The organism is Nostoc sp. (assembly GCF_036919575.1).
Lineage (GTDB): Bacteria > Cyanobacteriota > Cyanobacteriia > Cyanobacteriales > Nostocaceae > Nostoc.
This window is the reverse complement of the sequence record NZ_JBALBY010000065.1, coordinates 21683-48286: the sequence shown is the minus strand read 5'-3', so window position 1 is coordinate 48286 and position 26604 is coordinate 21683. Positions and strand designations below refer to the sequence as shown.

General features: G+C 43.1%; 21 protein-coding genes. 10 read left to right on the top strand and 11 right to left on the bottom strand.

Annotated features, from left to right (window positions below):
- The first annotated feature begins 150 nt into the window (after positions 1-150).
- From V7K27_RS17695 to V7K27_RS17670, 6 genes are all read left to right on the top strand, one after another.
- Complete coding sequence (locus V7K27_RS17695; RefSeq protein WP_334949399.1) at positions 151-1629, top strand: DNA phosphorothioation-associated putative methyltransferase; 1479 nt, start codon at positions 151-153, stop codon at positions 1627-1629.
- Positions 1630-1817: 188 nt separating this feature from the next.
- A complete protein-coding gene (locus V7K27_RS17690; protein WP_334949398.1) occupies positions 1818-3110 on the top strand; it encodes an AmpG family muropeptide MFS transporter in 1293 nt (430 codons plus the stop codon).
- Positions 3095-3502: an ABC transporter permease gene (locus tag V7K27_RS17685; RefSeq protein ID WP_334949397.1), complete on the top strand. Its 408-nt coding sequence runs from the start codon at positions 3095-3097 to the stop codon at positions 3500-3502. Before V7K27_RS17690 ends, V7K27_RS17685 begins: the two co-directional genes overlap by 16 nt.
- A 237-nt stretch (positions 3503-3739) precedes the next feature.
- Positions 3740-3931 carry a hypothetical protein gene (locus V7K27_RS17680; protein ID WP_334949396.1) on the top strand — a complete coding sequence of 64 codons (192 nt, stop codon included), beginning with the start codon at positions 3740-3742 and terminating at the stop codon, positions 3929-3931.
- Between the two features lie 18 nt (positions 3932-3949).
- The gene (locus tag V7K27_RS17675) at positions 3950-4486 is read left to right on the top strand and encodes a GNAT family N-acetyltransferase (protein ID WP_334949395.1); all 537 of its coding nucleotides are present in this window, start codon (positions 3950-3952) and stop codon (positions 4484-4486) included.
- A gap of 417 nt (positions 4487-4903) precedes the next feature.
- Positions 4904-5662 carry a HEAT repeat domain-containing protein gene (locus V7K27_RS17670; protein ID WP_334949394.1) on the top strand — a complete coding sequence of 253 codons (759 nt, stop codon included), beginning with the start codon at positions 4904-4906 and terminating at the stop codon, positions 5660-5662.
- Between the two features lie 192 nt (positions 5663-5854).
- On the opposite strand, the gene V7K27_RS17665 is transcribed toward V7K27_RS17670, so the two are convergent.
- Both V7K27_RS17665 and V7K27_RS17660 read right to left on the bottom strand, forming a co-directional pair.
- Positions 5855-6262 (bottom strand): phosphomannose isomerase type II C-terminal cupin domain, encoded by a 408-nt coding sequence (locus V7K27_RS17665; protein ID WP_334949393.1) that lies wholly within the window; start codon positions 6260-6262, stop codon positions 5855-5857.
- 163 nt (positions 6263-6425) lie between these two features.
- Positions 6426-7769, bottom strand: a complete 1344-nt coding sequence (locus tag V7K27_RS17660) for a PQQ-dependent sugar dehydrogenase (protein ID WP_334949409.1) — start codon at positions 7767-7769, stop codon at positions 6426-6428.
- A gap of 137 nt (positions 7770-7906) precedes the next feature.
- Here V7K27_RS17660 and V7K27_RS17655 point away from each other — a divergent pair, with 137 nt between their 5' ends.
- Positions 7907-8092, top strand: a complete 186-nt coding sequence (locus V7K27_RS17655; RefSeq protein ID WP_334949392.1) for a hypothetical protein — start codon at positions 7907-7909, stop codon at positions 8090-8092.
- A 187-nt stretch (positions 8093-8279) separates the two neighbouring features.
- On the opposite strand, the gene V7K27_RS17650 is transcribed toward V7K27_RS17655, so the two are convergent.
- From V7K27_RS17650 to V7K27_RS17635, 4 genes are all read right to left on the bottom strand, one after another.
- Positions 8280-9467, bottom strand: a complete 1188-nt coding sequence (locus V7K27_RS17650; RefSeq protein WP_334949390.1) for an EAL domain-containing response regulator — start codon at positions 9465-9467, stop codon at positions 8280-8282.
- A 972-nt stretch (positions 9468-10439) separates the two neighbouring features.
- Positions 10440-13241, bottom strand: coding sequence for a family 10 glycosylhydrolase (locus V7K27_RS17645; protein ID WP_334949388.1), 2802 nt, complete (start codon positions 13239-13241; stop codon positions 10440-10442).
- 311 nt (positions 13242-13552) lie between these two features.
- Positions 13553-14911 (bottom strand): TIGR03279 family radical SAM protein, encoded by a 1359-nt coding sequence (locus V7K27_RS17640; RefSeq protein ID WP_442947624.1) that lies wholly within the window; start codon positions 14909-14911, stop codon positions 13553-13555.
- Between the two features lie 240 nt (positions 14912-15151).
- Positions 15152-15976, bottom strand: coding sequence for an undecaprenyl-diphosphate phosphatase (locus V7K27_RS17635; RefSeq protein ID WP_334949387.1), 825 nt, complete (start codon positions 15974-15976; stop codon positions 15152-15154).
- A gap of 602 nt (positions 15977-16578) precedes the next feature.
- Between V7K27_RS17635 and V7K27_RS17630 the strand changes: the two genes are divergently transcribed.
- The 3 genes from V7K27_RS17630 (at position 16579) to nadB (ending at position 20126) form a co-directional block, all read left to right on the top strand.
- Positions 16579-17358, top strand: a complete 780-nt coding sequence (locus V7K27_RS17630) for a DUF3120 domain-containing protein (protein ID WP_334949385.1) — start codon at positions 16579-16581, stop codon at positions 17356-17358.
- Between the two features lie 481 nt (positions 17359-17839).
- Positions 17840-18268: a photosystem II complex extrinsic protein PsbU gene (gene psbU, locus V7K27_RS17625; RefSeq protein WP_334949383.1), complete on the top strand. Its 429-nt coding sequence runs from the start codon at positions 17840-17842 to the stop codon at positions 18266-18268.
- Positions 18269-18449: 181 nt separating this feature from the next.
- Positions 18450-20126, top strand: coding sequence for an L-aspartate oxidase (nadB, locus tag V7K27_RS17620; RefSeq protein WP_334949381.1), 1677 nt, complete (start codon positions 18450-18452; stop codon positions 20124-20126).
- Between the two features lie 77 nt (positions 20127-20203).
- On the opposite strand, the gene V7K27_RS17615 is transcribed toward nadB, so the two are convergent.
- The 5 genes from V7K27_RS17615 to btpA form a co-directional block, all read right to left on the bottom strand.
- Positions 20204-20443, bottom strand: a complete 240-nt coding sequence (locus V7K27_RS17615) for a hypothetical protein (protein WP_334949379.1) — start codon at positions 20441-20443, stop codon at positions 20204-20206.
- Between the two features lie 841 nt (positions 20444-21284).
- On the bottom strand, positions 21285-23489 hold the full coding sequence (locus V7K27_RS17610) for a CHASE2 domain-containing protein (RefSeq protein WP_334949377.1): 2205 nt from the start codon (positions 23487-23489) through the stop codon (positions 21285-21287).
- Positions 23490-23953: 464 nt separating this feature from the next.
- Entirely contained in the window at positions 23954-24196 is a 243-nt protein-coding gene (locus V7K27_RS17605; RefSeq protein WP_334949375.1) for a hypothetical protein, read from the bottom strand.
- 192 nt (positions 24197-24388) lie between these two features.
- The gene (locus tag V7K27_RS17600; RefSeq protein ID WP_334949373.1) at positions 24389-25372 is read right to left on the bottom strand and encodes a vitamin K epoxide reductase family protein; all 984 of its coding nucleotides are present in this window, start codon (positions 25370-25372) and stop codon (positions 24389-24391) included.
- 153 nt (positions 25373-25525) lie between these two features.
- The gene (gene btpA / locus V7K27_RS17595; protein WP_334949407.1) at positions 25526-26374 is read right to left on the bottom strand and encodes a photosystem I biogenesis protein BtpA; all 849 of its coding nucleotides are present in this window, start codon (positions 26372-26374) and stop codon (positions 25526-25528) included.
- Between the last annotated feature and the right edge of the window lie 230 nt (positions 26375-26604).

Below are 26604 nucleotides of genomic sequence, written 5' to 3'. Positions count from 1 at the left end.
TAGGCAGGGAGTAGGGAGTAGGGAGTGGGGAGTGGGGAAGAAGCCTTTTCGGGGTGTACTGAGTTTTTTCAAAAATCAAATAGGAGTCCTATATATTAGTTACTGGTGTTTTAATTACGAATTACGAATTACGAATTACGAATTATTCTTATGCCTGAAGCGCTAGAAATTGAGCGTCACAGAGCTGCGATCGCTCGCACTGATTTATCTCGCCCTGTACGATTGGCTATAGAATGGGCAATTCTGAATCAAGACACCACTTTTTTTGACTACGGTTGTGGCTACGGTGGTGATGTGCAGCGAGTAGAAAATTTAGGCTACACCAGCGCAGGCTGGGACCCTTACTACCATCCCGATGTCCCACGCACACCCGCCGATGTAGTCAACTTGGGCTACGTCCTCAATGTCATTGAAGATCCAGAGGAACGCCGTCAAAGCCTAATCCAAGCCTGGGAACTCACTGGAAAAGTTTTAATTGTCGCGGCTCAAATACTGATTAACGCTCCCAGCAAAACCCAACTTGCTTACAATGATGGCATTGTGACGCGCCGCAATACTTTTCAGAAATATTACGAACAAGAAGAACTCAAAACTTATATTGATCAGGTGCTAAATGTCGATGCAATCCCGATCGCGCTAGGCGTATACTTTGTTTTTCGAGATGAGACCCAAAAAGAAAGTTACAAAGCTATCCGCTTCTTTTCTACCTCTTCTACACCGCGAGTCCGCATCCCCATTAAGCGGTTTGAAGACTATCAAGAACAGCTGCAACCACTCATGGCTTTTTTTACCAAGCGCGGTAGACTACCTGTAAAAGGCGAATTGGAAAATGAACAGGAATTACTGAGCGAATTTGGGAACTTTCGCCGCGCCTTTGGTGTAGTTTTGCAAGCTACCGACGAAGCTGAATGGGATGCGATCGCTTACCGTCGTTCTCTAGATATCCAAGTTTATCTCGCCCTGACCCACTTTGATCAACGCCCTGCATGGCAAAAGCTAGCAGCAGAAATGCGTCACGATATCAAAGCCTTTTTTAGTAGCTACGAGGAAGCTTGTCAAGTAGCCGACCAAAAGCTTTTCAGCTTAGGTAAACCTGGGGTGATTCAAACTGCTTGTGAAAAAAGCAAAATTGGTAAACACACGCGCGGTGCGCTTTACGTCCATATTTGGGCACTTGCTGCACTTGACCCCGTGCTGCGAATTTGTGAAGGTTGCGCTAGTCGTACCATTGGGCGTGTAGATGAGGCGACATTAATTAAATATCACACTGATAAGCCGCAAATATCCTATCTGTCTTACCCCGAATTTGACAGTGATCCCCACCCAGCATTAAAAGCCAGTATAGGTATTGATTTAAAAACCCTATTCGTTACTCACCGAGACTATGAAACTAGGGCAAATCCGCCGATTTTGCACCGTAAGGAAACATTTGTTACCAACAACTATCCACGCTACGAAGAATTTGCTAAACTCACCCAACAAGAAGAGGAATTAGGATTGCTTAAACACAAAAGCGACATTGGTACCCGTGAAGGTTGGGAGAAATGCCTCGCCGCACACAGAGTAGAAATCAGGGGACATCAGGTTTATAAGAAGAATTCAGAATTCAGAACTCAGGAGTCAGAATGAGCATATGAATTCTGTACGAGTGGGTGATGAATATTGGTCAAAACCTCGCCCCTGGTGGGCGAAAAAAATTAAAATATTCTCGGCTTAAAACTCTATCCCTTCATGGGTAGAGTATTCTGAATTCTGAATTCTGAATTCTGACTCCTGTTTTATTGAAATTTCCTTAAAAGAGGCAAAAACTTGAAACTATGAGGAAAATTAAATCGCTACTGGGAGTTTTCGGTAGCCGCAAGATGGCGGCTTTATTATTTTTAGGTTTTTCATCGGGTTTACCGTTATTGTTAATCGGTAATACCTTAAAAGCTTGGATGACCGAGGAGAAGGTAAATTTAGCTGCTATTGGTTGGTTTAGCCTCGCTAGTTTGCCTTATTCCTTAAAGTTTTTGTGGGCACCGTTGGTAGACAGATTCACTTTGCCAGTTTTGGGGCGGCGACGGGGTTGGTTAATTTTGACGCAGATTGCTTTGATCATAGCGATCGCAGTCATGGCTTTCCAACAACCCAAACAAGCATTACAGCTACTAGCCATCAACGCCATAGTCATTGCCTTTATCAGTGCGACTCAAGATATCGCCGTTGATGCTTACCGTACCGACGTTTTAGAAAAACTAGAAATGGGGGCTGGTGCAGCAGTTTTTATCTTAGGTTATCGAATAGCCCTATTAGCCGCAGGTGCTTTAGCCTTGATACTTGCTGAAAAACTGCCTTGGTCATCGGTTTACTTGTTTATGGCAGGAACGATGGTAATAGGTATTTTTGCCACCTTGTTTGCACCGGAACCCAAGGAAATTAGCCCTCCAGCTTCTCTAAGTGATGCTGTAATCTTGCCTTTTAGAGAATTTTTTCAGCGTCAAGGGATTATCCAAGCTATTCTAATGCTTGGATTCATTACCCTATATAAGCTAGGTGATGCTTTGTTAAGCAATATGAGCACGCCTTTTTTGCTGCAAACTGGTTTTACCAAAATCGACATTGGGGCAATTCAGGTGGGAATGGGGTTAATTGCTACGATTGTTGGCGCTTTAGTAGGTGGTTCAATTTTGAGTGCTATTGGCCTCAATCGATCACTTTGGGTTTTTGGTATTCTACAAGCAGTAAGTAATTTAGCTTACTTTTTTCTAGCATACATCGGTAAAAACTACCAAGCTATGGTACTTGCTATCAACGTAGAACAATTTTGTGGTGGATTGGGGACAGCAGCCTTTGTTGCCTTTTTGATGAGTCTTTGTAACCAGCGATTTTCTGCAACCCAATATGCTTTGCTCTCCAGCTTAATGGCTGTCAGCCGCGATATTTTAGCGTCCCCTGGAGGCGCGATCGCCCAAAGCACGGGTTGGCCGATATTTTTCTTAATTACCATCGCCGCCGCTATCCCAGGACTACTTCTATTGCCATTATTTGCCCCCTGGAACCCTCAGCCAGTGGCAGTATCCAGACCAGGACTTGAGGACGAAGAAGAGGATATATGGGGAATCAAGTAGTTCTTGCTGTCGGCACATTCATCCTCTTACTCACCGGTTTATTACTTGGCTATGTTCTCTCGCAGTTAGTTCTGGGATATCTAGCATTTAACCTCCTAACTTTTTTCGGAACACTCAGCCTAATTTTAATTTTTGCTACACTTTATTACGTTTTATTTTGGCAGTTGCGAAGAGAACAATCCCGACCATCAACTATAAATGAAGGGATACCAAACCAGGTAGAGGAGGGTTTATCTGATAGCTATCTCAAAAATAGGCTAATCGATAAATTATCCGGTGACGCTGCGGCTGCCGAACGGTTAATTGAACAGGCAAAGGAAACTTATCCTGGGATGCCGGAGAATTGGTATTGCGAAAGAGTGCTTGATGACTTAGAGCGCGATCGCCAATAGTGGGGAGTGGGGAGTGGGGAGTGGGGAGTGGGGAGTGGGGAGTTAGGAGTTAGGAGTTATAAGAATTCTTTCCCCAATGACAAATGACAAATGACAAATGACAAATGACAAATGACAAATGACAAATGACAAATGACAAATGCCCAATGCCTAGAAAATCGCTAAAATCAATTAAGAATACTTCACAAATCTTCAGCTAGATTCTCATAAAGTTGATAGCTCCTTGCAATCTAAAATATGGCTATTTTTCGTCAGTACATCGCTCCCCTGCTCGCGGTATTAGTATTTCTCTTTGCTCTAGTTGCAGTCAGCGCCCGCATCTTTTTACCTTCCGATATGGCAGCACCCGCACCAATTGAAGAGGTACAGGTAAGTTATCAACCTACTGCTGCTGATTTCCCACCAGCAGCATATAACTCAGCTAGCTAACGTCAATAAACATCAGAAGTGTCTGAGCAACTACTACCTGGGTATATTATTCGCCGTGGCTCCGCTTTGGATCGATCGCTGCTGCTTAAATTCATGCAGCGAACTTACCAGGATCTCTTTCCCAATGAGAATTTTTCTCACCTAGAACAAACAGTTAAGCAATACTTTTCTAGTGATACGCCCTTGTGGTGGGTTGATTTTTTGGGTGATGGAGATGAGGGGAGAAATAACCAATGCCCAATGCCCCATGCCCAATGCCCAATGCCCAATGCCCAATGCCCCATCGCCTGCCTCTGGGTGGGCAATGCCATAGATCAAGTGCAGGGAAACCGTCATGCTCATATCTTTATCCTCTACGTTCTGCCAGAACATCGGCGACGGGGTATTGGTAGAGCGTTGATGCGATATGTGGAAAATTGGGCTATTCAAAGAGGCGATCGCCAGATTGGATTACAAGTGTTTCAATCCAACAAACCCGCATTAAATCTTTACAATCAGTTAGGTTATCAAACCCAATCCCTCTGGATGGTAAAATTCCTGAGTACAGAACATTGAAGAAGAATTCAGAATCCAGAATCCAGAATTCACCAATCTTTCAGTCGGGGATTCAGCGCTGCATTGCGGTCTTGGGGTCTCCCCTCTTGTGCAACTTTGTAAGAGAGACCCGCGACTTTCTTGTTGACCACCAAAAATTCTAGTTTTGTGGGGGTGCAAAAACTCCGATTATTCATCCGCTTTTTCGTTCAGAATACCCTTCTTGTATTCTGACGACTGGCGCCAATATTGCTGTTCGATAAACTAAAAGGATAGCGATAACATACTGTAGCGTCTGAGTTATGGAGGTTCTCGTTTGGATAAAACTCAACGAGGGAGCAGTGAAAATGTATAAGAACCCAACTAATATATATAAAGCTTTAACTGATTGGCGTGGGGGATTATGTGTTAATCCCTTTTCGGGATTGAAATGAAATTATGTATGACAAAGACGATCTAAGCCTACTTGATGTTGAGGAGGAGCTAGAAAGCCCCTTAGATAAAATAGAGCCGCTAACTGCCGATTCAGTTGTGGCAAAGCCTGATCCAGAAGTGATGCTAGCCTTGCTGGAAAATCCCCAGCCCCAGCAAAGAATGTTAGCAGCGCGTGCTTTTTGTGATATAGAAGATGCGCGTGCTACCCCCCATCTGATTCGCCTATTAACTGATACCTGTCCCTTAGTGCGGGTGAGTGCAGCCTATGGCATCGGACGCAATCCTAGTTCAGAAGCAGTGAGTCCGTTAATTGCTCAACTAAACAGTGATTGGAATGGCTATGTGCGTAAAGGTATTGTTTGGGCTTTAGGAAACTGTCGCGATCGCCGTTCTTTACCACCCTTAGCAGATGCCTTAAGAACTGACATTTCCGCAGTGCGTTTGTGGGCTGCTAGCGCCTTAGCACAGATGGCAGAAGTGGGTTATGAAGCAGTCATAGGGGCAATACCACCATTAATTGAAGCCTTAGTTCAAGATCCCGTGGCAGCAGTACGGAGTAACAGTGCTTGGGCAATTGGTCAACTGTGCCGCGAACTGCCTTCTAATGTAGTTTATGCCACAGCGATCGACGCCTTAATTCAAGCCTTTGCCGAAGACCAAGATTTGGGAGTACGGGAAGACGCCAAAGCCTCACTGTTAGGAGTGGGTGATCCCCGTGGCTTGCAGTTGATTGAAACCCTGGAACAAGAAGGGTGGTTTTAATTGGGCATTGGGCATTGGGCATTGGAAAAATTCTCCCTTGTCCTAAGCTGTCGCTCATCTAAATTGTACTTTTTGGAGCCTAAAAACCTTGCTGTGAGGTTTTCAGCTTGAAAAATTAAATGCGTCTCAGCTTACTAACTCCTAACTCCTAACTCCCTACTCCCCACTCCCCACTCCCCACTCCCTCATCCCCTACTGACCTTCAGCTACAGGTTTGACCAAATTTAAGTCATAAGGACGCTCAGTATCATCCTCACCTAAATATTCACCATTTTGAATTTCCAGAATAACTAGCGGAATATGTCCAGGATTTTCTACCTTATGTAGGGTTGCTGCGGGGACATAAGTTGATTCGTTTCGATTCAGTAATGTTTCCACATCGCCACAAGTCACCTTCGCCACACCAGAAACTACAACCCAATGTTCATTGCGGTGATAATGAATTTGTGGTTTAATGCCGTGTCTGGGCTTGATTTCAACACGACTAATTCTATAGGTTTCTCCCTCCTCGATCACCTCTACCTCACCCCAATATCGTGTACCGGAATGTGGAGACAATTCGTTGATATTTGACTGAGTATTATTGTCATTCTGAGCCATAACTAATTTTTCAACCAAATGATTATCAGTATTTTTAAGTAATCTAGCGTAAAGGCAACAAACCTGGGAAGGGAATATGGTAAGAGCATTTCTATTGGTACAACTGCTCTAACTTGACCCCAGGTAATGGATTTTACCTCTGAATTTTGGAATTTGGAATTGCCTAACCCCCGGTATACTGAATCCTATAAATACGATTATTGACTTCTTCTGTTACTAAAAGACTACCATCTGGCAGGACAAGTAAACCTACAGGTCGTCCCCAAGTGGTTGGTACAGAAGGATTTAGCAAAAATCCTGTGAGAAAGTCTTCGTAGTAGCCAAGCGATCGCCCTTTAGCATCGAAGGGAACAAATACAATTTTATAACCAGTGCCGCGATCGCGGTTCCAAGAACCACGAAAAGCAGCAAAAGCACCGTTACGGTATTTTTGTGGAAACGTTTTACCATCATAAAACTGCAAACCCAATGCTGCTGAATGCGCCTGGAACAGCACATCTGGCGTTTGGGTACGGGCTACTAAGTCGGGGCGTTTACTTTTGCCATCCGTCTTTTGGCGGGGATCGAGGTTGTTTGGTGTCAGATAAGCATAAGGCCAGCCATAAAATGCCCCTTGTTTAACGCGTGTCAAATAGTCTGGCACCAAGTCATCACCGATTCCATCCCGTTCGTTGACAGTGGCATAAAGTTCCTTAGTTACAGGATGAAAGTCTAAACCAACAGGGTTACGCAAGCCGGAAGCAAAAGTCTGCTGCTGGGAACCATCTAAATTCATCACCTGTATGGAAGCCCGTGGTAGGCGTTCTTCATCCACATTAGATTGTGAACCAACAGAAACGTATAGCTTGTTACTATCGGGTGATACCACTACGTTACGCGTCCAGTGCTGGTTATAGCCACCACCAGGAAGGTCAGCAATTTTTTCACCGGTGCCAGTTAGTCGCCGTTGACCTTTGGTGTAAGGAAACCGTAAAACCGCATCAGTATTACCCAAGAAAAAAGAATTACCTGCAAACGCCATCCCAAAAGGAATATTGAGTCCGTTGTCGCCACTTGCAAAAGTTTCTCGAACGTCGGCTATGCCGTCAGCATTGCTGTCACGCAACAGACGAATCCGATTTTCCTTAGTTTCAGTCACCAGGACATCACCACTGGGGGTTAAAGCTAGCCAGCGTGGGGCATCTAGACCTTCGGCAAAGACGTTAACTGTAAAGCCTGGTGGTACGCGCAGCACCGGGTTTTGCGGAATCGGCACAACCTCTGGTTGCTTAGAGGCACTTTTTGTTGCGAAGGGTGCTGGTAAACTCTTCAGATTGATTCGGATGGGTTTAGGTGAAAGTGCTTCAGTACGCACAATATTTTTTGGCTGTGTACGATTCTGTGTCTGTTGAGCAGAAGGTACAGATGTTTGTGGTGTAGGATTATCTGAGAAAGCGCGAGTCTGGTTACAAGCTGCTGTCAACGTCAGTAAAAAAACTGGCAGCAAGAAACGCGCAGGGACTTTCATGGCGGTAGACACTATACACATTACACATTTTTCCTACTCTAGACTTGAGACTTTATAATTGTCGCCAGTCGAAAGTTTGATTTTTCTTAATTAGTCAACCTAATAAAGTACTATAGGACTAGTATAAGATTAGTGAAATGCACGTAGTAGACCCTCATGGCTTTAATAGTGCATTAGAGGTAGACGTAGGTTGGGTGGAGCGGAGCGCAACCCAACTGATTATCAGGATGTTGGGTTACGCCAAGCCTCCAACGCCACTTGCTACAACGCGGGAAACCCGCGCAACGCAGTGGCTCCCCAACAAAGCAATTTTTTTAGCCTAGACAATCCACTACAAGACTACCGAGATTTTTTCAGAAATCAAATATGATTCTTATATAAAGTACTGGGGACTAAATTCTCTTCCCAATGCCCAATGCCCAGTGCCCAATGCCCAATGCCCAATGCCCAATGCCCAATGCCCAATGCCCAATGTAGTAGAAATATTCACACATATAAGCATTAGTTAGTTCACAAAATATTTTCAAATTCTGCTACTGGCAATGGACGACTAAATAGAAAGCCTTGCATAGAATTACAGTTGTGTTGCCTCAAAAAAGCCAGTTCTGCTTCCGTCTCTACACCTTCAGCAACTACATCTAGATTGAGATTGTGAGCCATTTGAATTAATGCTTTGGTAATGGCTGATTTCTGGGGATCGTTAGCAACATTATGGATAAAATAACGGTCTATTTTTAATGTGTTAATTGGAAAGTTTTTCAGATAAGTTAAAGAAGAGTAGCCCGTACCAAAATCATCGATCGCAATTTTTACACCCAAGGATTGCAATTTGCTCATAGTAGCGATCGCACTATTTACATCTTGCATAATCATACTTTCAGTCAGTTCTATCTCTAAGTAATCTGGTTCCAAATCATTGATAGCTATTAAATTGACTATTTTATCAATCAAATCGGGTTGATTAAATTCAATTACTGACAGATTTACAGTAACAATAAAGGAGTAAATTCCAGCATCACGCCAGCCTTTTATTTGTTGACAGACACTTTTTAATACCCATTTACCAATGGGAACAATTAAACCTGTAGACTCTGCTAACGGAATAAATTCTGTTGGGTAAATCGTCCCCAATTCTGGACTTTTCCACCGCAATAAACTTTCAGCAGCTACTATTTTCCCAGAATCAATATCGACTATTGGTTGATAATAAATTTCAAATTCTTGAAAATTATGTTGTTTGATAGCCCGGTGTAAGCTAATTTGTAATAACTGCATTTTCGGAGACAAATTATTAATTACAGTCTGAGGAGATAAATACCTTTTTAAAGTAGCGTACTTTTCTAACCTATTCATGATGGCGCTTAATAACTCAGACCGAGTGAATGGCTTAGTTATATAGTCATCAGCACCCATATCCATACCTTGACGGAAGTCAGATTTGGCAGATTTTGCAGTAAGAAAAATGAAGGGAATTGTTGCCGTTGAAGTATCTTCGCGTAATGCTTTTAGCACACCATAACCGTCAAGTTCTGGCATCATAATATCACAGAGAATTAAATCGGGAACTTCGGAGATCGCCAAATGTATCCCGATTCTGCCATTAGCCGCAGCAAGAGTTTGAAAACCCTCAGCTTCTAGTAAGTCTAAAATGTTTTCACGAACTGCTTCTTCATCTTCTATTATTAGAATTTTCGGCATAATTTACCTCAATTTATGTTTTATTATTTAATGACAAAATGACAACAAACTTTGTATTAAATCCCAATGTAGTTGTGATAAATGCTTCACCTTGGTAGATATCTATACACTTTTTTAAAATGTACTATCCACACAAACTCCAATGAGGCAACTTGGTTTGTCGTGTCTGTCAGTACCAGATGACAACACCAACAACTTGATCTTGGTTATCTACAACTGTCTAAACATATAACTACTGCTGCTACAACAGTGATAGTACTGAGATTACACTTAGAAACTATCATACTTTTAATGTCATTACCGAGGTATGCATAACTTCAGAAATATTGGCTGTTTGCAAGCTAGCTCCTGAAGCTACAAGCAGTACCATATCATACTTGGTGAAACACGCCACTACCTGCAAATAGGAAGAAACTTAAGATACTCTTACCTCGTACTGTCATCAGTGCGTAGGTGTAGCCCATCGTAGACATCCTATCTAATAGGAGTATTAGTAGTGTTTCCGGCACAACGATCCGTAGCGAATGGTCAATTATTCACTCTAAGCTTTGTGCCTTATAAGTTGAGTAAGGGCTGCATAGATTTTTACGATCGCTATTCTTAAAAAAGACTTATCTCAAGCTTATTACTTAAGTATTTTTCCATATTTTGACACCAAACAAGTAGTAATATTTGGATTATAAAAAATATTAAGAAAGTGTGTTAAGAATTACAAACTAGCTTATATCCAGCTAGTTGAAAATTCGGCATGGGGAACAGACAAGGAAGAAACTTGTTCAATGAAAATCGGCGGGAATCCCATCCCAACAAGAGGCGTGGGAGGAATAGCCCCCCGCCGATTTAGTCATTTGTCATTGGTTATTGGTACTAATGACAAATGACTAATGACTAATGACTTCCATTTTCCCCCGGTTTCAAGCCGGGGGATGAGTTAATAATTCTCCCTAGTCCCCCTGCTCCCTTGCTCCCTCACTAAGGACGCAACTGCCCCCGCCGTTCGCCGTAACGTAATAGCCTTTCTATAGTTACAAGCCGATTTTCCCAAACCTTAACTTGATAGGAATTTGACTTAAGCTCTTGGCTCATCAATACCCGAAATTGAGACTGGAACCGAGTTAGAGAGGCTCTCGCCACTATTAACTTACTCCCAGAAGGGGAAGCAGCAAGCTGATTTAAAGCACTGCCTAAAACTTCTGCCTGGTTGTTAAAATCTGATATTGTCTGAGCAGGTCTTTGTAGTTGGTCATTTTGGAAAACAAACTTCCATTCCCGTTGCAGCGCGGTGTAACGGATGGCGGCAGTTTGAAAAGGCTGGCGATGAGGAATCGGTTCACTTTTTGTGGATTGAACCCTACCTTGGGTGCTACTAAAGAGTTTTTGTAGCTCGTTGTTAAAATTATCTGCGGCAAAGAGTGCATAACCACTAACTGGCAAATCCCTTACCAACTGGAGTTGATCGAATGCCCCGATTGTTGGCAAAGAAAGTAAGCGAATTCCCGGCACCAACAATGTAGCTCCCAATTGTTTAGAGGTAATCCAGGGTTGGGCTAGTCGTTGAAAGCGAGAAGTATCGAGAGCATAAGTCATGGGAACGATTAAATCTACATCTCCCCGCCTAGCCCAAGTTTCCCAATTTTGTTGAATTTTTTGAATCCGCTCTAGTTCTGGCAGAGGAAATACTGCAACCGACAAAATCAAATTCGGTCGTTTTTGTCGCAACTGCTGTGAAACTTGGGCAACAAAGCTATCAACTTGCGCGGTGCGAAATATCGTCCACTTTTGCCACAGTTCTGGTTGGCTGGGAGAAATATTTATCGGATCTACACCAGTAAGTTGCTGAAACTGCGCTCTTGCAGCTTTGCCATAGCCGTAGGTTCGACCTGCTGATGGGTCTTGAAAGGGGTAGCGAATGTAGTCTAGCTGTAGACCATCAACGTTATAGTGAGTGACGATTTCCTCATACAGCTTAAGTAAGTACTGCCGCACTTCGGGGTTGGCTGGGTCGAAGAATGGCTTAGTCTGCCCAACCGGAATCATGTTACCCAGGTTATCGTAGTTTGCCCAATCGGGATGAGCCGCCAGTACTGGCCCTGGATAATTAGGATTAACGTTGATAATTTCATTGTGCCGTTGGTTCCCAGCAGCAAAAGTCCAAACCCAAGCGTGTAATTCCATGTCTCGCTCATGGGCTAATTTCACTGCTTCTGCCAGTGGGTCCCATCCACGAATTAATGGGTTTTGCTCTTTGGCGACTTGGCTCGGATAAATGGTATAGCCAGCATTAACAGTTTCAAAGAAGACGGTATTAATCCCAGCTTGGGCTAGGCGATCAAAAATCTGTGCCAGTCCCGCCTTGCTACCAGCACGAACAATCGTCCCCCGATCTAACCAAACTGCCCGAATTTCTGGTTGAGCCTGCCTCCGATTAACAGGAAACTGCTGCCACAAAATCGTCTTCGCTACTAGCCACTGCTGACGAGCTAGAGCGTAGTTTTTTTGGGCAATCAATATGGGTAAGTTTTTAGCAATTACCCTTACCTGTGCCAAGGTTTGGTCTTTACTTCTGACTAGCCCTCCCAATTTAGTTGAGGCCAATTGCGTCGGCTGCTCTTTGACAGATTGGCGGGTGTCGGTGCCCAGATTCCTAGTAGAGGACTGCTTTTGCTCAGATATCCCAACACCTTCATTAGCCGCATCAGCTAATACCGCTAAATTAGCACTTTCCACCCGACCAATCAGATTTTCTAGCTCTTGCTGAAGAGCGATCGCTTCGTTGTTGTCAATGGGATCATTGGAGTTAGGTGCAACATCTAGACGCACCGCTTGTTCCAATTGGTCTATAGCCTCCTGAGAAGTTGGGGGTTTGACTGTAGTTAGCGCTCTAGGTATGGGAGCGGTGGCAGTTTTCGGAGGAGATGAGGGGGATGAGGGGGATGAGGGAGATGAGGGGGATAAACTGCCTCTCTGCTCCTCTGCCCTTGGTGCCGCCGCCACGGTTGTCGAGCAGTTTTGGGAACCTCCTGCTACTTTTTTCATGCGATTTGATGGCGCTGGTGCTGTCAAATAGTGATTGAGGGCAGCTTTTAACCAGGCATTATCTAACTCGGCTGCGGAGGCTGCATTTGTTCCCCAGCGCCAGCCCAAAAGGGTGGAACGCTCAGTTGTCACTACTGCGGCGGGATTATCTTTGGAATTCCAAACAGCAGGAGCTTCAGTGCCCATATCATTAGGAATCATCACGCCGCCGCGCACTTTGCCAAAGAGTTCAGTTTGATTTGCCCATTTTGGGATATTGGTTTTTGGGGGTTTAATCTGTTCTGTGTCACTGAGGCTGAATCCCCAATAACCTCCCAAAAGCGATCGCAATAACTGGCGCACTCCTGGCGATGACAGATTACCTACAGGCCCACTGGCAATCAAGCGCCCTCCATTACTCATCCATTCTTCTAGGGCGATCGCTTGGGTTGGCGTTAATGTCTCGACATTTGGCAAAAATAATACCCGGCGATCGCCCCAATCTGCCGCACTCTTGACATCATTGAGGGGAATTACACAATATTTCACCCCGATTGCCTGTAAGCGATCGCTTATCCCTGTCCATTGATTCGCGTTTTCTTGGCCATACACTACGCTCAATACAGGTTCTTCAGTCGCTGCCCTGACTGGCAAAATACTAAAACTATTTAAAATTAAAAAATTAAAACTTAAAACGAATAATCCGGCTTTTTTTATTTGTAATTTTGCGTTTTTCTGATACTTTTCCTGATACTTCACTCCTGACTCCTCAGTGGATTATTGATTAAGCATTATCGAAGAAGAATTCAGAATTCAGGAGCCAGAATTCAGAATGAGTTCTGTGCGACTGGATGATGAATCGAGGTTTAGACCAAGCATTTTTAATCGTGGAGAAGAAAAAATTCTTTCCGTGACTGTTACCCCTGACTTGACTGCTGGGGTATTCTGAATTCTGAATTCTGAATTCTGAATTCTGAATTCTGAATTCTGTCTTCTGACTCCTTCTCATTTCTTATTTATCATCCAGCATCACCATAAATTACCTCCGAGAAACAACTGAACTTTGATAACTAAATCTGAACAGAATTTAAAATACATTTTTTGATTAAATCTTCAACTCCTGCTACTGGGAAAATTATTGTATTTAGTCTACCAGCTAATTCCTCAATACTCATATCATCTAAAAACACTAGTTCACCATTTTTTAACATGATATTCGGTAGCAAAATCCCATCGCCTAAATCTTGTCCTTCTAAATTTAAAAGCAAATCATGACCAGTTAATAATCCGGTTACACTGATAGTTTGTCCCCAATAATCACTAGATAAAGCACGCATATTGACTTCTAAACCTTCAACACAATTTAAGCGTTTCAAAATTGGTTGAAATGCTTTTTCTACGGCGTTGCCTACTACCCAAGTTAATCTCCTTTGAGGATATACTTTTGGCGGTAGTAATTCTGCCGCAACGGTGGCAAATTGCTTGATAAATAATTGAATCGAACCAACTCCGTTATCAATTTGGGGATATTCTTCATATTCAGATTCGCTGGGTAATTCCTCACCTGCAATCAAAAACCACTCATCGGCTAACCAAACAACGCTAGAATCGAATTGTTGGCGAAATTGCCGCGAGAGCGATCGCACTTGAGAAATCACTTCTTGGGCTTTTTCCCTAGTTACAGGTATGAGTTCATCTTCTTGGGGACGAAACCGTGTCAACCCAACTGGCACAACTGCCACCGATGCCACCGCAGGCACTTCACTAGTATGAAAGGACGCTAAATCTTTGAGAGTTTGTTCCAGATGTTTGCCATCATTTATACCAGGACAAACAACTACTTGAGCATGAATTTGTAGTCGCCTTTCTTGAAACCACTTGATTTGTTGCAAGATTTGTCCCGCACGCGGATTTTTTAGCAGTCTAATTCTAACTTCGGGTTCGGTGGCGTGAACAGAAACATACAACGGAGACAAGCGCATTTGCTCAATGCGCTGCCATTCTCTTTCTGGTAAATTGGTCAGGGTAAGATAAGAGCCGTACAAAAAGCTCAGACGATAATCGTCGTCTTTTAAATACAAGCTGGTGCGCTTACCCGGTGGCTGTTGGTCGATAAAACAAAATGGGCAACGGTTATTGCACTGAATTAAGCCATCAAATAGGGCAGTTTCAAATTCTAGCCCCAAGTCTTGGTCGTAATCTTTTTCGATTTCCAGGCTATGAGTTTTACCAGTAGCATCTAAAACTTCTAGTTCCAAAACCTCATCAGCACACAAAAACTGATAGTCAATTAAATCGCGGGGACGTGTACCATTGATCGCAACGATCGCATCCCCGGACTCAAAGCCAATCTCTGCGGCTATTGAGTCTGGGAGAACCTTGGTAATTTTGGCAGGATGAATAGTCATGGGGAATTGGGCATTGGGCATTGGGCATGGGGCATGGGGCATTATAGCGCTTCTGTGTTGAGTCCAATACAGACCTAACCCCCAGCCCCTTCCCTACAAGGGAAGGGGGGTAACATTCAAAGCCTCTCTCCTTTTAGGAGAGAGGAATGGAAGTGAGGTCAGATTGTATTGCATACAAACGAGCGTAGGCGTAGCCCGTCGTAGACATCGCTATAGTCATTTGCTTTGGACTAATGACTAATGACTAATGACTAATGACTATTATCCTTTCCAACCTGCTGCGATCGCCAGTAAGATGGCACTACCGAATGCTAATCTATACCAAACAAAAACTAAAGTGTTTTTGGTTGCTAAGTATTTGATCAAAAATGCAATTGATAGGTAGGAAAAAATAAAGGTTGAAATAATCCCGACAATTAACAGTCCAACAATGTTATCTGGCAACTGGTGGGCTTGAAACAACTTGAATATTTTCAGACTTTTATACAGCGTCGCAATGGTAAGAGTTGGAAACCCTAACAAAAATGAGAATTTCGCTGCTGTATCGCGTTCTAATCCTAAAAATAAGGCGGTCGTCAACGTCGAACCAGAACGAGAAACGCCCGGAATCAAAGCAAGTGTTTGTCCCAATCCAACTAAAATACCATCCCGAATCTGCAATGAGTCAAAACCTCGCTTGCGAGTGCCAATTTTTTCTGCCAAAGCTAATACAAGTGCCATGATGATTGACATAATGGCAATAATTAATGCACTCTCCGGTAGAACATCTTTCAAAAGAAAGCCGAAAATTAAGGCAGGCATTGTTCCTACTACAATACCAACAAGAATTTTCCACTCCTCACGTTGCCAATCTTTGTCTTTTACTGCTTCAATTCCACCCTTGACAATACTGTAAATCAGTGACCAAAAATACCCCAAAATTGCGATCACACTGCCAAATTGAATTGCATCAACAAAATCTTTAGAACCTAGTTCTTTCCAACCAAATACCTTTGTCACAATCAGAAGATGTGCAGTGCTGCTGATTGGCAAAAACTCTGTAATCCCTTGAACAATACCCAAAATAAAAGCTTGAATAAACTCCATATACAATTAATACCTTTTTCCGGTTCTAGAGATGATTATGAACATTGTTTTGCTGATGATGTTACTTTATATACTCTTTACTGCACCCAAACTCAAGAGAAAATTTAATTTTACGGATCAATAACATCATCGAAGACGCTGACCATGTTCTTACACCCACCTCAATAAGTCAACGCAATTTTGGGAATTCATCAAACTTTAATATTTAGCGGACTGATGCCAGTTCACTTTTTAACCTTAAATTTTACCCTCACGTCTCTGTAGTACCCCATTTACAAGGGACTACAGAGGAGTCATACGTGTCAACTTAACGTGAAAGTTAGTCTAGAAGCAGCTTTTAGAGATTATCTCGTTCCCAGTCTCCGACTGGGAATGCATTCCGAGAGGCTCCGCCTCAAGACTTGCGGCAGAGCCGCGATGAAGTGCATTTCCAGCCAGAGGCTGTAAACGAGGTTTTAAGGGATTTAGGAAGAGCGCAGAATGTTTAGTTTAGTTTGCACCAACGATCCCCGAAATTTCAGTATAATTACAATGCCCCTGGGGGGGATTTTAAAATGTGATATCTTAAATAAGATGAAGTTTAGTAACAAATATTAAAAACTTTGATTAATAATACACTATCCTCCTACAGTGCTTCTACCCCTTCTATTGATACCGAGTTGGATTTAGCTGAGATTGGGCAGAAGGGGATCAGGCAATTGGAATCTACACTTACCTCTTCTGTCTCTGTTCCGTTATCTATTTCTAAGAGACAAACTTGGTTAGTGTTTGCGGCGGCGGTGTTTTTGGTAACAGTGCCAGTATTTGTAGAAGCGCCAATAGTGCGATCGCTACCAAGTCTAAGTTTAGCGCTGACAGGATTTTGGGTGTGGCTAAGTTTTAGCTTAATGTCACGTCCTGCAACTTATGTCTGGGGGGATTTGCTCTTCGGGTTTAGCTGGAGTTGGTTAGCAGGAGCGATTTACTGGGGCTGGTTACGTTGGGAACCTTTATGGCATCTGCCAATCGAGTTTATCGGTTTACCGTTTGCTTGCTGGTGTTTAGCGAAGAATTGGGGCAAGGTGGGTAACTGGTTTTATTTAGGTTCTTTACTCGGTACAGTTTTAACAGACGTATATTTTTATATAGTAGATTTGATACCTTATTGGCGGCAAATCATGAGAGTAGATGCAGATTTAGCACCACAAATCTTACAAAATGCCCTGATGCAAGTACAAACGCCTTGGGGACAAACTTGGGCGATAATTCTTGCCTTAGTGCTGTTAACAATCGGGATTTTACCTTTAAGTCGAAATCAAAAACACTGGTATGCCTTTAGTGGCGCAGTTTTAAGCACAATTTTGGTAGACAGCCTATTTTTGTTAGCTGCGATCGCGGCCTAAATATGAAAAAATTGTGTAACTCACATCTTGCACCTAGCCCTAGCGATTAGAAATCGATCTACGGCACATCAAGAATGATGCTGTAGATGATTAATTAGTTAAGAAATATTACATAACAGTCCATCAGCATCAAGTCTTTTTTGGTAGGGTTTTCGGTATTAGAGCCAGAATCAACCACCCCGAAAAGGTTTCGTTTAACTGGAAATGCTAGCAGGATCATTGATCCAACGCTATTGCAGCTATGCAGGCACTCTTACCACGATGAAAATTTTTGGCAAAACTACAGTCAAACCCAGTAACGGCAAATATTGTGGATATTAATACGCTGTATATTAGTTTTTGATGACTGCTGTGTTGATTAAGCTATCAGGTTTTGTCCAAAGTCCAATTGTCTTTGGCGCTCTGACTAATGACTAATGACTGCTGACGGCTGTTAGCTTAAAACTTTTATTTCTGTTTGATGGAAAGAGGTAGAAAAATCGTGAAAAGATTAGCGCGTTTATTAACAGTGTTTAGTTTGTTACTTAGTTGCTGGGGATGGTTGGGAACAACTCAAATAGCCCAAGCTGCTAGTTTCAACAGTTTTGCTTTTCCACAAGTCCCAGTTCTAGCAATTGAGCGGCAGAATCGGGCAGACGCTAAACTAGGAACGGAATTTGGTAAAAAAATTGATTTGAATAATACCAACGTCCGAGCTTTTCAACAGTATCCAGGGCTTTATCCTACCCTGGCTAAGAAAATTATCACCAATGCTCCCTACCAAAATGTAGAGGATGTATTGGATCTTCCAGGATTGAGCGATACCCAAAAACAAACCCTGCAAGCTAACTTCGATAAATTCACCGTGACAGAAGTAGAGCCTGCCTTCAATGAGGGAGACGATCGCTTTAACAACGGCATCTACAGATAACTGCACTTTCCAGTTAATGTAGCAAATAGCAGCCCACTCCTGATTCTAGGGAGTGGGACACAATTATAAGTTAGGAGTTATGAGTTAGGAGTTATGAGTTAAAAATTCAAAATTCCTAACTCCTCACTTCTAACTCCTCACTTCTGATTTCTCACTTCTCACTCTCCCCTGTGCTTTTACCTTGCCTCAGATAGATATTCCTAGCCAATTTGATGTCTTAGTAGTCGGCGCTGGTGCTGCTGGACTATACACAGCACTGTGTCTACCAGAGTCCTTGCGAGTCGGCTTGATTACCAAAGAAACTGTTGCTTTGTCCGCCAGCGATTGGGCACAAGGTGGCATTGCCGCAGCTGTTGACCCGGAAGATTCTCCCAGGTTGCACATTGAAGATACGATCCGGGCTGGTGCAGGTTTATGCGATCGCACCGCCGTCGAATTTCTCGCCCAACTTGCTCCTAACTGCATTCAATCGCTAGTTAACTTGGGCGTTGCTTTTGACCGTCATGGTCAAGCCTTGGCTTTAACTTTAGAAGCTGCCCATTCTCGCAACCGCGTTCTCCACGCCGCCGACACCACAGGGAGGGAAGTTACCACCACCCTCACCAACCAAGTATTACGTCGCCCGAATATTCAAGTCATTCAGCAAGCTTTGGCTTTGAGTTTGTGGATTGAACCCGAAACTGGTCGTTGTCAGGGAATAAGCCTGTTTTATCAAGGTAAAATCACCTGGGTAAAAGCTGGTGCTGTGGTATTGGCAACTGGCGGCGGTGGTCAGGTATTTGCCCAAACCACTAACCCGGCTGTGAGTACGGGTGATGGGGTAGCGATCGCAGCTCGTGCTGGGGCGATCCTCCGCGATTTGGAATTTGTGCAATTTCACCCCACAGCCCTGACTAAACCTGGTGCCGATCGCTTTCTGATTAGCGAAGCTGTTCGCGGCGAGGGGGCGCACCTTGTGGATAACGAAGGGCGGCGTTTTGCCTTTGACTACCACCCTGCGGGTGAACTTGCACCTAGAGATGTGGTCAGTAGAGCAATTTTCAGCCATTTACAACGTACCGCCCTTGATCTGGCGACTGCCCATGTGTGGTTGGATATGCGCCCCATCCCTGCCGATAAGATTCGTCATCGCTTTCCCAACATCATCAAAGTTTGTCAGCATTGGGGCGTTGATGTCTTCCATGAACCAATTCCTGTAGCGCCTGCTGCCCATTACTGGATGGGTGGAATTGTCGCGGATCTGATGAATCGCACAAATATTAAGAGTTTGTACGCGGTGGGTGAAACCGCTAGTACTGGTGTACATGGGGCAAATCGCCTTGCCAGTAATTCCCTGCTGGAATGTATTGTGTTTGGCGCCCAGATGGCTAATATTGAGTTGGAAAGTATTGGGCTGTCATCAGAAACACCAGTGCTGCCATTACGAAAATTTAGTGTTGATGCCAGTGAGTGGCACATCCAGCAAGCACAGCTAGAAGCACTCAGGGAGAAGTTACCGCGTCTAGTGTGGGAAAGTGCTGGTATTTGTCGGCAGCAATCAGGGTTGGAAACTGCGATCGCCACTGTTGAATCTTGGCAGCAAGATTTCGCTATCTTGCCTTTAAGTCAATTCTTGCTTGCTTTACGTCCCGCAGAACCAGCTAGTTTTGACATACCAGATGTTGAACGGCAATTGGGGCTTTGGGCAGAAACCCGCAATTTATTAGATGTGGCTGATTTAATTCTCAAAAGTGCTGCTTTTAGAACCGAAAGTCGAGGCGGACACTACCGTTTAGATTATCCTCAACCAGACCCAAATTGGCAAGTCCACACACTTGTACAAACAGATCATTGGTGGAAATCTCCACTATTGTCTTGATTCAAGTTCCCCCTACAGGTTCTAGTAAAGGCTGCTCACTGCGCTGCTTCCTCAAAATCTCAAATCCAAAATTGCGATCAGCGAGTGCCGCTACCATGATGACTGTCGGGACCACCATAATTTGGTGGAATATATATGTCGTCTTTTAAATTTTGAAAATTGACTTTACGAGCGATTAAGGTGTTAGTGCTAGTAGCGCCAAAAGCATTAGCACTTGCACTACTGAATATACCTGTGCAAGCGGCAATTTGCGGCATTAAGATGTAAGCACCTATGCAGAATATCATAAACTTTGTGATTCGGAAGTTACTTTTCATAGCTTTCAGTAAATTTACTAATTTTTAATTGAAAAGTGTATTTTTTATTTATTAACGTATATTTACTGGCTTTTTCGGAAAATAAATTTCAACTTTATTAAATCTTTGCTGCTAGTCTACAAGTAATAGTGGTATGTACTTCTAGATTAACGTTAATTTGCTGGCATTAAACACTCTTTATACTTAAGTAATATTCTTAAATATGTTATTTTCACATCAGTCTAAAGTTAGATATGTTGATAAATTACTGTGAGCATCGCGCCTACTTCATAATTTATTAATAGTATCTTATAATATTTTAATTCCCGTAAGTACAAACACTATCTTCAGTGAATAATCATGATGATAAAAATATCAAATAATACTTATTTTGTTGTCTAGTTAAGATTTAATTACCGTAAAAATACATAAATATAAAATAACGAAATTGCGAGATTACAAAGATTTTAAAAATTATATAACTATGAAATACCGTAATCAGACTAGTAAGTATAAGTAGATTTTTGGAAAGTAAAAATACTTAATAAGTTCAGTTAGTTTCCTAATTACCTCTGATGACTAATTCTTTTCCTACCTATGTTCTTAGGTTTAGTTTAATAATGATACAAATACGTTGGTAGGGGCACAGAAAAAGCTTATTGGTGTCAACTTAAGCCAAAACCCTTTTAAAACCTCGTTAAAACCTCGTTTCCAGCCTCTGGCTGGAAATGCTAGCTCATTGCGGCTCTGCCGCTAGTCTTGAGGCGGAGCCTCTAATAGGCATTCCCAGTCTCCGACTGGGAACGAGACAATCTTAAAAGCTGCTTAGGGATGGGATTCCCGCCGATTTTCGTTGACTAAATTAAGCAAACTCATAGCGATTTTTACCCAGGCGCTTGGCACGGTACATTGCTGCATCAGCTTGTTTTATCAAAGTTTCACTGTCTTGACTGTTGTCTGGATAGACACTAATACCAATACTGGCAGAGACTCGGATTGTATCGCCGTCCAAAACAATTGGCTTGTTAATGCTGCTTAAAATTTTTTCGGCGACTTTAGCAGCTATTTGAACATTAGGAATTCCCCGTAAAATCACAGTAAATTCATCGCCACCCAAACGAGAAACTGTATCACTAGCGCGTAAAGAGTTGCTGAGTCGTCCAGCAATAGTCATTAGCAAGCGATCGCCCGTCTCGTGCCCTAGAGTATCATTGATCTGCTTAAAGCCATCTAGATCAATAAACAGCAGCCCCAGCAACAAGTTGTTGTGTTGCGCCCAATGTAACGACTCATTAAGTTGTTCGGCAAAAAATTTGCGATTGGATAGACCTGTGAGGGGATCGTGATATGCTAAATAACGCAAGTGGTCTTGTTTGAGTTTTAATTCGTTGTTAGAGCGGAATAGTTCAGCAGCAGTACGTTTGAGATGTTCCTCGGTGAGCTTGTGCTGAGTAATATCTCGGATGACTCCAACTAAAAAGAAATTGCCAGCTGCGTCTTTGTGGAGCGATCGCTTAGTGGCAATTTGATAAGTCTGACCATCGGCATTTGTAAATTCTTCTTCATGTTCTTGGGGTTGCTGAGTCCGCAAAACAAGCTCATCCTGTTGTCGAAACACATCGGCTTCATGTTTAGGGAAAAAGTCATAATCTGACTTTTCAATTAACAACTTATTCGGATAACCGATAAATCGACAATACGCCTCATTTAAAACAATCCACTGGTGTTTTTGATTTTTCACAAAAATTGGATCAGGAATCGTATTGATGACGTGATGCAAAAATTCTTTGGAACGTTTCCACTCTTCCTGCATCTGGGCAATATGACTGGTCATCCAAATAGCTGAACTGCCAAAGCTAAACAGTGGGGGAATGAGCGGTATCCACCAACCATACAAGAAAGCAAGGTATGCACCCAGAGTTAATACAAAACAAGAAACTAGGATACTGAGCAGGCTTATAGTTGCGTGTCGTATCCGCCATGTAGTAACGGCTCCCAGATAAGACCAGATAAAAATCCACAAGTATTCCACTAAATCAGGCCAGACTTTGAGTAATGGTCGTCCTTGCAGAGCCGCGGAGATTAACTCACTAATAAAATAAGCTTGCAGTTGAATACCAGGTACAGGCTTTGCCGTACCCATTAGACTGCTGGAGTAGGGAATGAATACAAAATCCTGGAGACTGGGTGCAGTGGAGCCAATGAGTATAATCCGATCTTTGATTAAGTTTTCTTTGACTTTATCAGCCAATACATCTCTTATAGATACCTGGCGAAAACGATAAAATTCTCCCGATGAACTTTGACATTTTGGTTTGGGAAAATTGGTCAAAATTTGGTAGCCTCCAGCATCAGCTCGCACATAGGCACCATCATTAGCCTCAAAACGAGTAAATGTTGCCTTACCCAATTGCAAATATTCAGGGTTGTTTTTTGCTTTGGTGGGAATAATTCCCTTTGACTTTAAATACAATAAAGCCAACTTCATGGAAAAACTTTGGTGTACCCGATCATCAATGTACCAATACAACAAACTGCGACGTACTTTACCATCAAGATCAAATACGACGTTGTTAAAGCCCACTTGATCCTGATTCAGTCCCGGTGGAGGCGAAACACTAACGTTTTTGTTTTTGTCATTTGTTAGGAGTTCAATACCAATCAAGTTGGGCATTGACTTATAAGCATTACGCAGTTCTTCATTACCAGTCTTTACTGGGAAATTTCTGTAGATATCTAAGCCAATAGCACGAGGTTTGTGGACGTTTAATTTTTGCAACAACTGGGCAATCTTCGTATCTGAAATCGGCCACAAACCTACTTCGTTTAAATAGGTTTCATCAATCACTACGACCGTAATACGCTCTTCTGGCGGTTCATCTGGACGTAAGTGAAAAAATTGATCCAAAGCTGCCAATTCCAAAGATTGCAATAATCCGATGCAGTGCAAAAGCAGGACGCAGAGTGCAACGCTGGCGGCAGTAATCAATTCTCTGTGTCCTCGACTAAGCGATTGTTTCAGTCTAAAGATTAACTTCACAAAACGCTTGCCTAGCTGCTGATTCATAAGAGTTTTTTCAACTCAGCAAGATTCTTCAAGACATCGTGGTATTTGTGATGTATTACCATATATTCAGACCAATTATCTGACCAAACGGCAACTGGGACTTTTGTGGCTAACAGCACAAATTAAGTATAAATATTGTTGAAAGTGAGTTCAGCCAATTTAACGCCCAAAGCCTTGCCTGGTAAAAACAAATGAAATTATATACCCTTAGTTATGCTTTTATTCAATTCCCCTACTTAGGGACTGACAACAAATACAGCAGAATTCAGAATTCAGGGGTCAGAATTCAGAAGTAAAACAGCTTTTACACAAGGGTTTGAGACTTTGGTTGTGTACCTCACTTTCCTTGAAATGCGCTGTAAATTACCCAATCTTGTGGGGTGGGCATCTTGCCCTTTCTATACGGGCGCTCATGTTGCCCACCCCACAAGAAGTAGTTGAGTATTTTTTTATTTGTCAGTCCCTTAACCTTGGGGGCGATGGCAATGGTAAGGATAAAGCCACTCACACTTGAAAAGTCCGTGGGTATGTTTTTCAAAAAAGGTTCCAGCGTGACGTTCAGGTAATATGTCGATCCCAGCCTTGGTTTTAATTTCGTACAGCCAAGGAAAGGCTACTACTAAAACAGCGATGACAGCGAAGATGTAGAAAATCGTGGTTCTAATCTTGGGCAATCTTCGGGAATTGCTGTTGTGGTTTTGAGACATAGTAGAGGTGAAAAACTAATAATCGATCTTAGCCTAAAGCTGAAAATGTCGCCGGAACTTAGGTATCATGTTGTGTGTTTTCTGTTGATTGCATTTTGGGCAATCCATCTGTCGCAATCATTTCTCAAATTGGTATTAGTTTCTCCAGTGGTTTTACCAACAATATTGTTTGTCATGATTTGTCGTAGTCAATTACTTGAAATACTTGAAGTTACGAGGACCCGTGTAACCAGAAACTTTCGCTAGTTCCTCTAAGCTTTGGACTCCGCTATAGCTTTTACCATTGATGATCCAAGTGGGGAAGCCTTCAATTTTTGCGGCTTTACACAAATCTGGTTGAGCTTTGAGTCCATCGGGAGCGCACTCTACCCTAATATCATTGTTGATTATTTCCTCGGCTTCTTTACCAAAAAGCAGCTTTTGTTCATGGCAGTGAGGACACCAATAAGCAGTGTATTCCTTAGCACCTACCTTCACTAGCTGGCGTGCTAAGGCTATTTCTGCCTGACCAGAAGTAGTGGTAACTTCCCAACCGAATGCTGGGTTAGGGTTGTCTTTGGGAGTAAAGGAAATGTTTACGGGTTGTCCAGGAGTTCCACCTGGAATATCTGATTTATTCACGCCAGCATAGATGCCTAAAGTACCAATCAGCGTCACCATCCCGACAATCAGAGCGGTAAATAAGATTTGTCCAATATCCTCCCAAGTCCGACCGATAATCGTCAGTACCAAAAGACTCAGAGAGAACAAAGCTGAACCGATACAGTAAGGACAAATAGCTTTAATTTGAGATGCCAGCACATACATTAAGTAGCCGCTAAAGACAGACATAGCGATCGCACCCGCCAGTAGCAGCCACCACGTCCAATTTTCCAATTGTTTGCGGCGATTGTTTTCCCCTGAGTTAAATACCAAGGGAGCCAAAGCAAATATCACCATACTGGTGTATGCCAAAAACCCAAACAAGGCTAATGGCTGGCCAAAAACCGTTGCCCAAGGACTGGAAAGCACATCATTACAGCCCTTGACACCAGCCTGTGCCACACAAGCTGCATTGCCTCCTGTTAACTTTTCTATGGTGAGATAACCTGTTATCAGGGCACCACATCCAGCGATCGCGGCAATCAATGGACGTGACCATTTATGAATCCAAGGAGTAGAACGGCGGCGAATCATAAATATTTATTAGGGAATGGGGAGTGGGGAGTGGGGAATGGGGAATGGGGAATGGGGAATGGGGAATGAGGAATTGGGAATGGGGAATTGTTGGTTTGCTCCCCCTACTCCCTACTCCCTACTCCCTACTCCCTACTCCCCACTCCCCATTTTCTAAGAATGTAACTTCACTTGTTCTGCTGATTTGCGTTCATTTTTGGAGTTCCAATTGCGACGGGCGGCTTCCACAAATTGACTGACGCGAATTGGGTCAATTGGTTGCTCAATGCGTCCGTGTCGTTTCAGGGAACTGGAAACTATTACACCATCTGCTGCTTGCATCAATGTATCAATATTTTCCCAATTAGCTCCACTACCGATGAATACTGGTGTACCATTTGCTGCACCACAAGCTAGTTCCAAATCTTCTAAGTTAGGAGGACTACCAGTAGCCCAGCCGGATAAAATAACTCCGTCTGCTAAACCCCTTTCAATGGTGTCTTTGACGGCGACTGTGAGATTTGGAGAACTCAAAGGACGGGCGTGTTTCACCAACACATCGGCGAGGATTTTAACATCGCAGCCTAACTCCCGTCGATAGCGGAGTAGTTGATGAGCTTCTCCCTCAATTAATCCTTGGTCGGTTGCCATCACTCCTGTGAGAACGTTGACGCGGATAAATTGCGCCTGCACACAGCTAGCGATCGCCATTGCACTTTTGCCATCATTTCGCAAAACATTTAAGCCTATGGGCAAAGTCACCAAATTTTGTATCCGTTGCACCACAATGGTCATGGCACTCACAACCACTGGATCGACTTGGTTTTTGGTAAACGGCGCGTCGAAAAAATTCTCCACAATCAGCCCGTCAACCCCTCCACTTGCTAGGGCTGCGGCTTCTTGTTCGGCACGGTCAATCACCGCTTTTAGGCTACCTCCCCAACGGGGTGAGGTAGGCAGTGGTAGCAGGTGAACCACGCCAATAATCGGTGAGCGAGTTTTAAATATCTGATATAAGTCCACTTCTTTAATCCGCCTCGCGGAGTCCAGAGTCCAGAATTTTTTGACTATTGAACGCCAGTTCAACGCTACTCCCCTTCAGGTCGGGAAAATACGCACACGACTGGCTCCTCTTAACCCTTGACTCTTGACTTTTCATTAATTAGTCAAATGTGTTTTATGATAGTTGGTCTACTGCCTCCTTCCTCAGATGGAAATTGGCATGAAACCTCCCATAAGATATGTTAAGATAA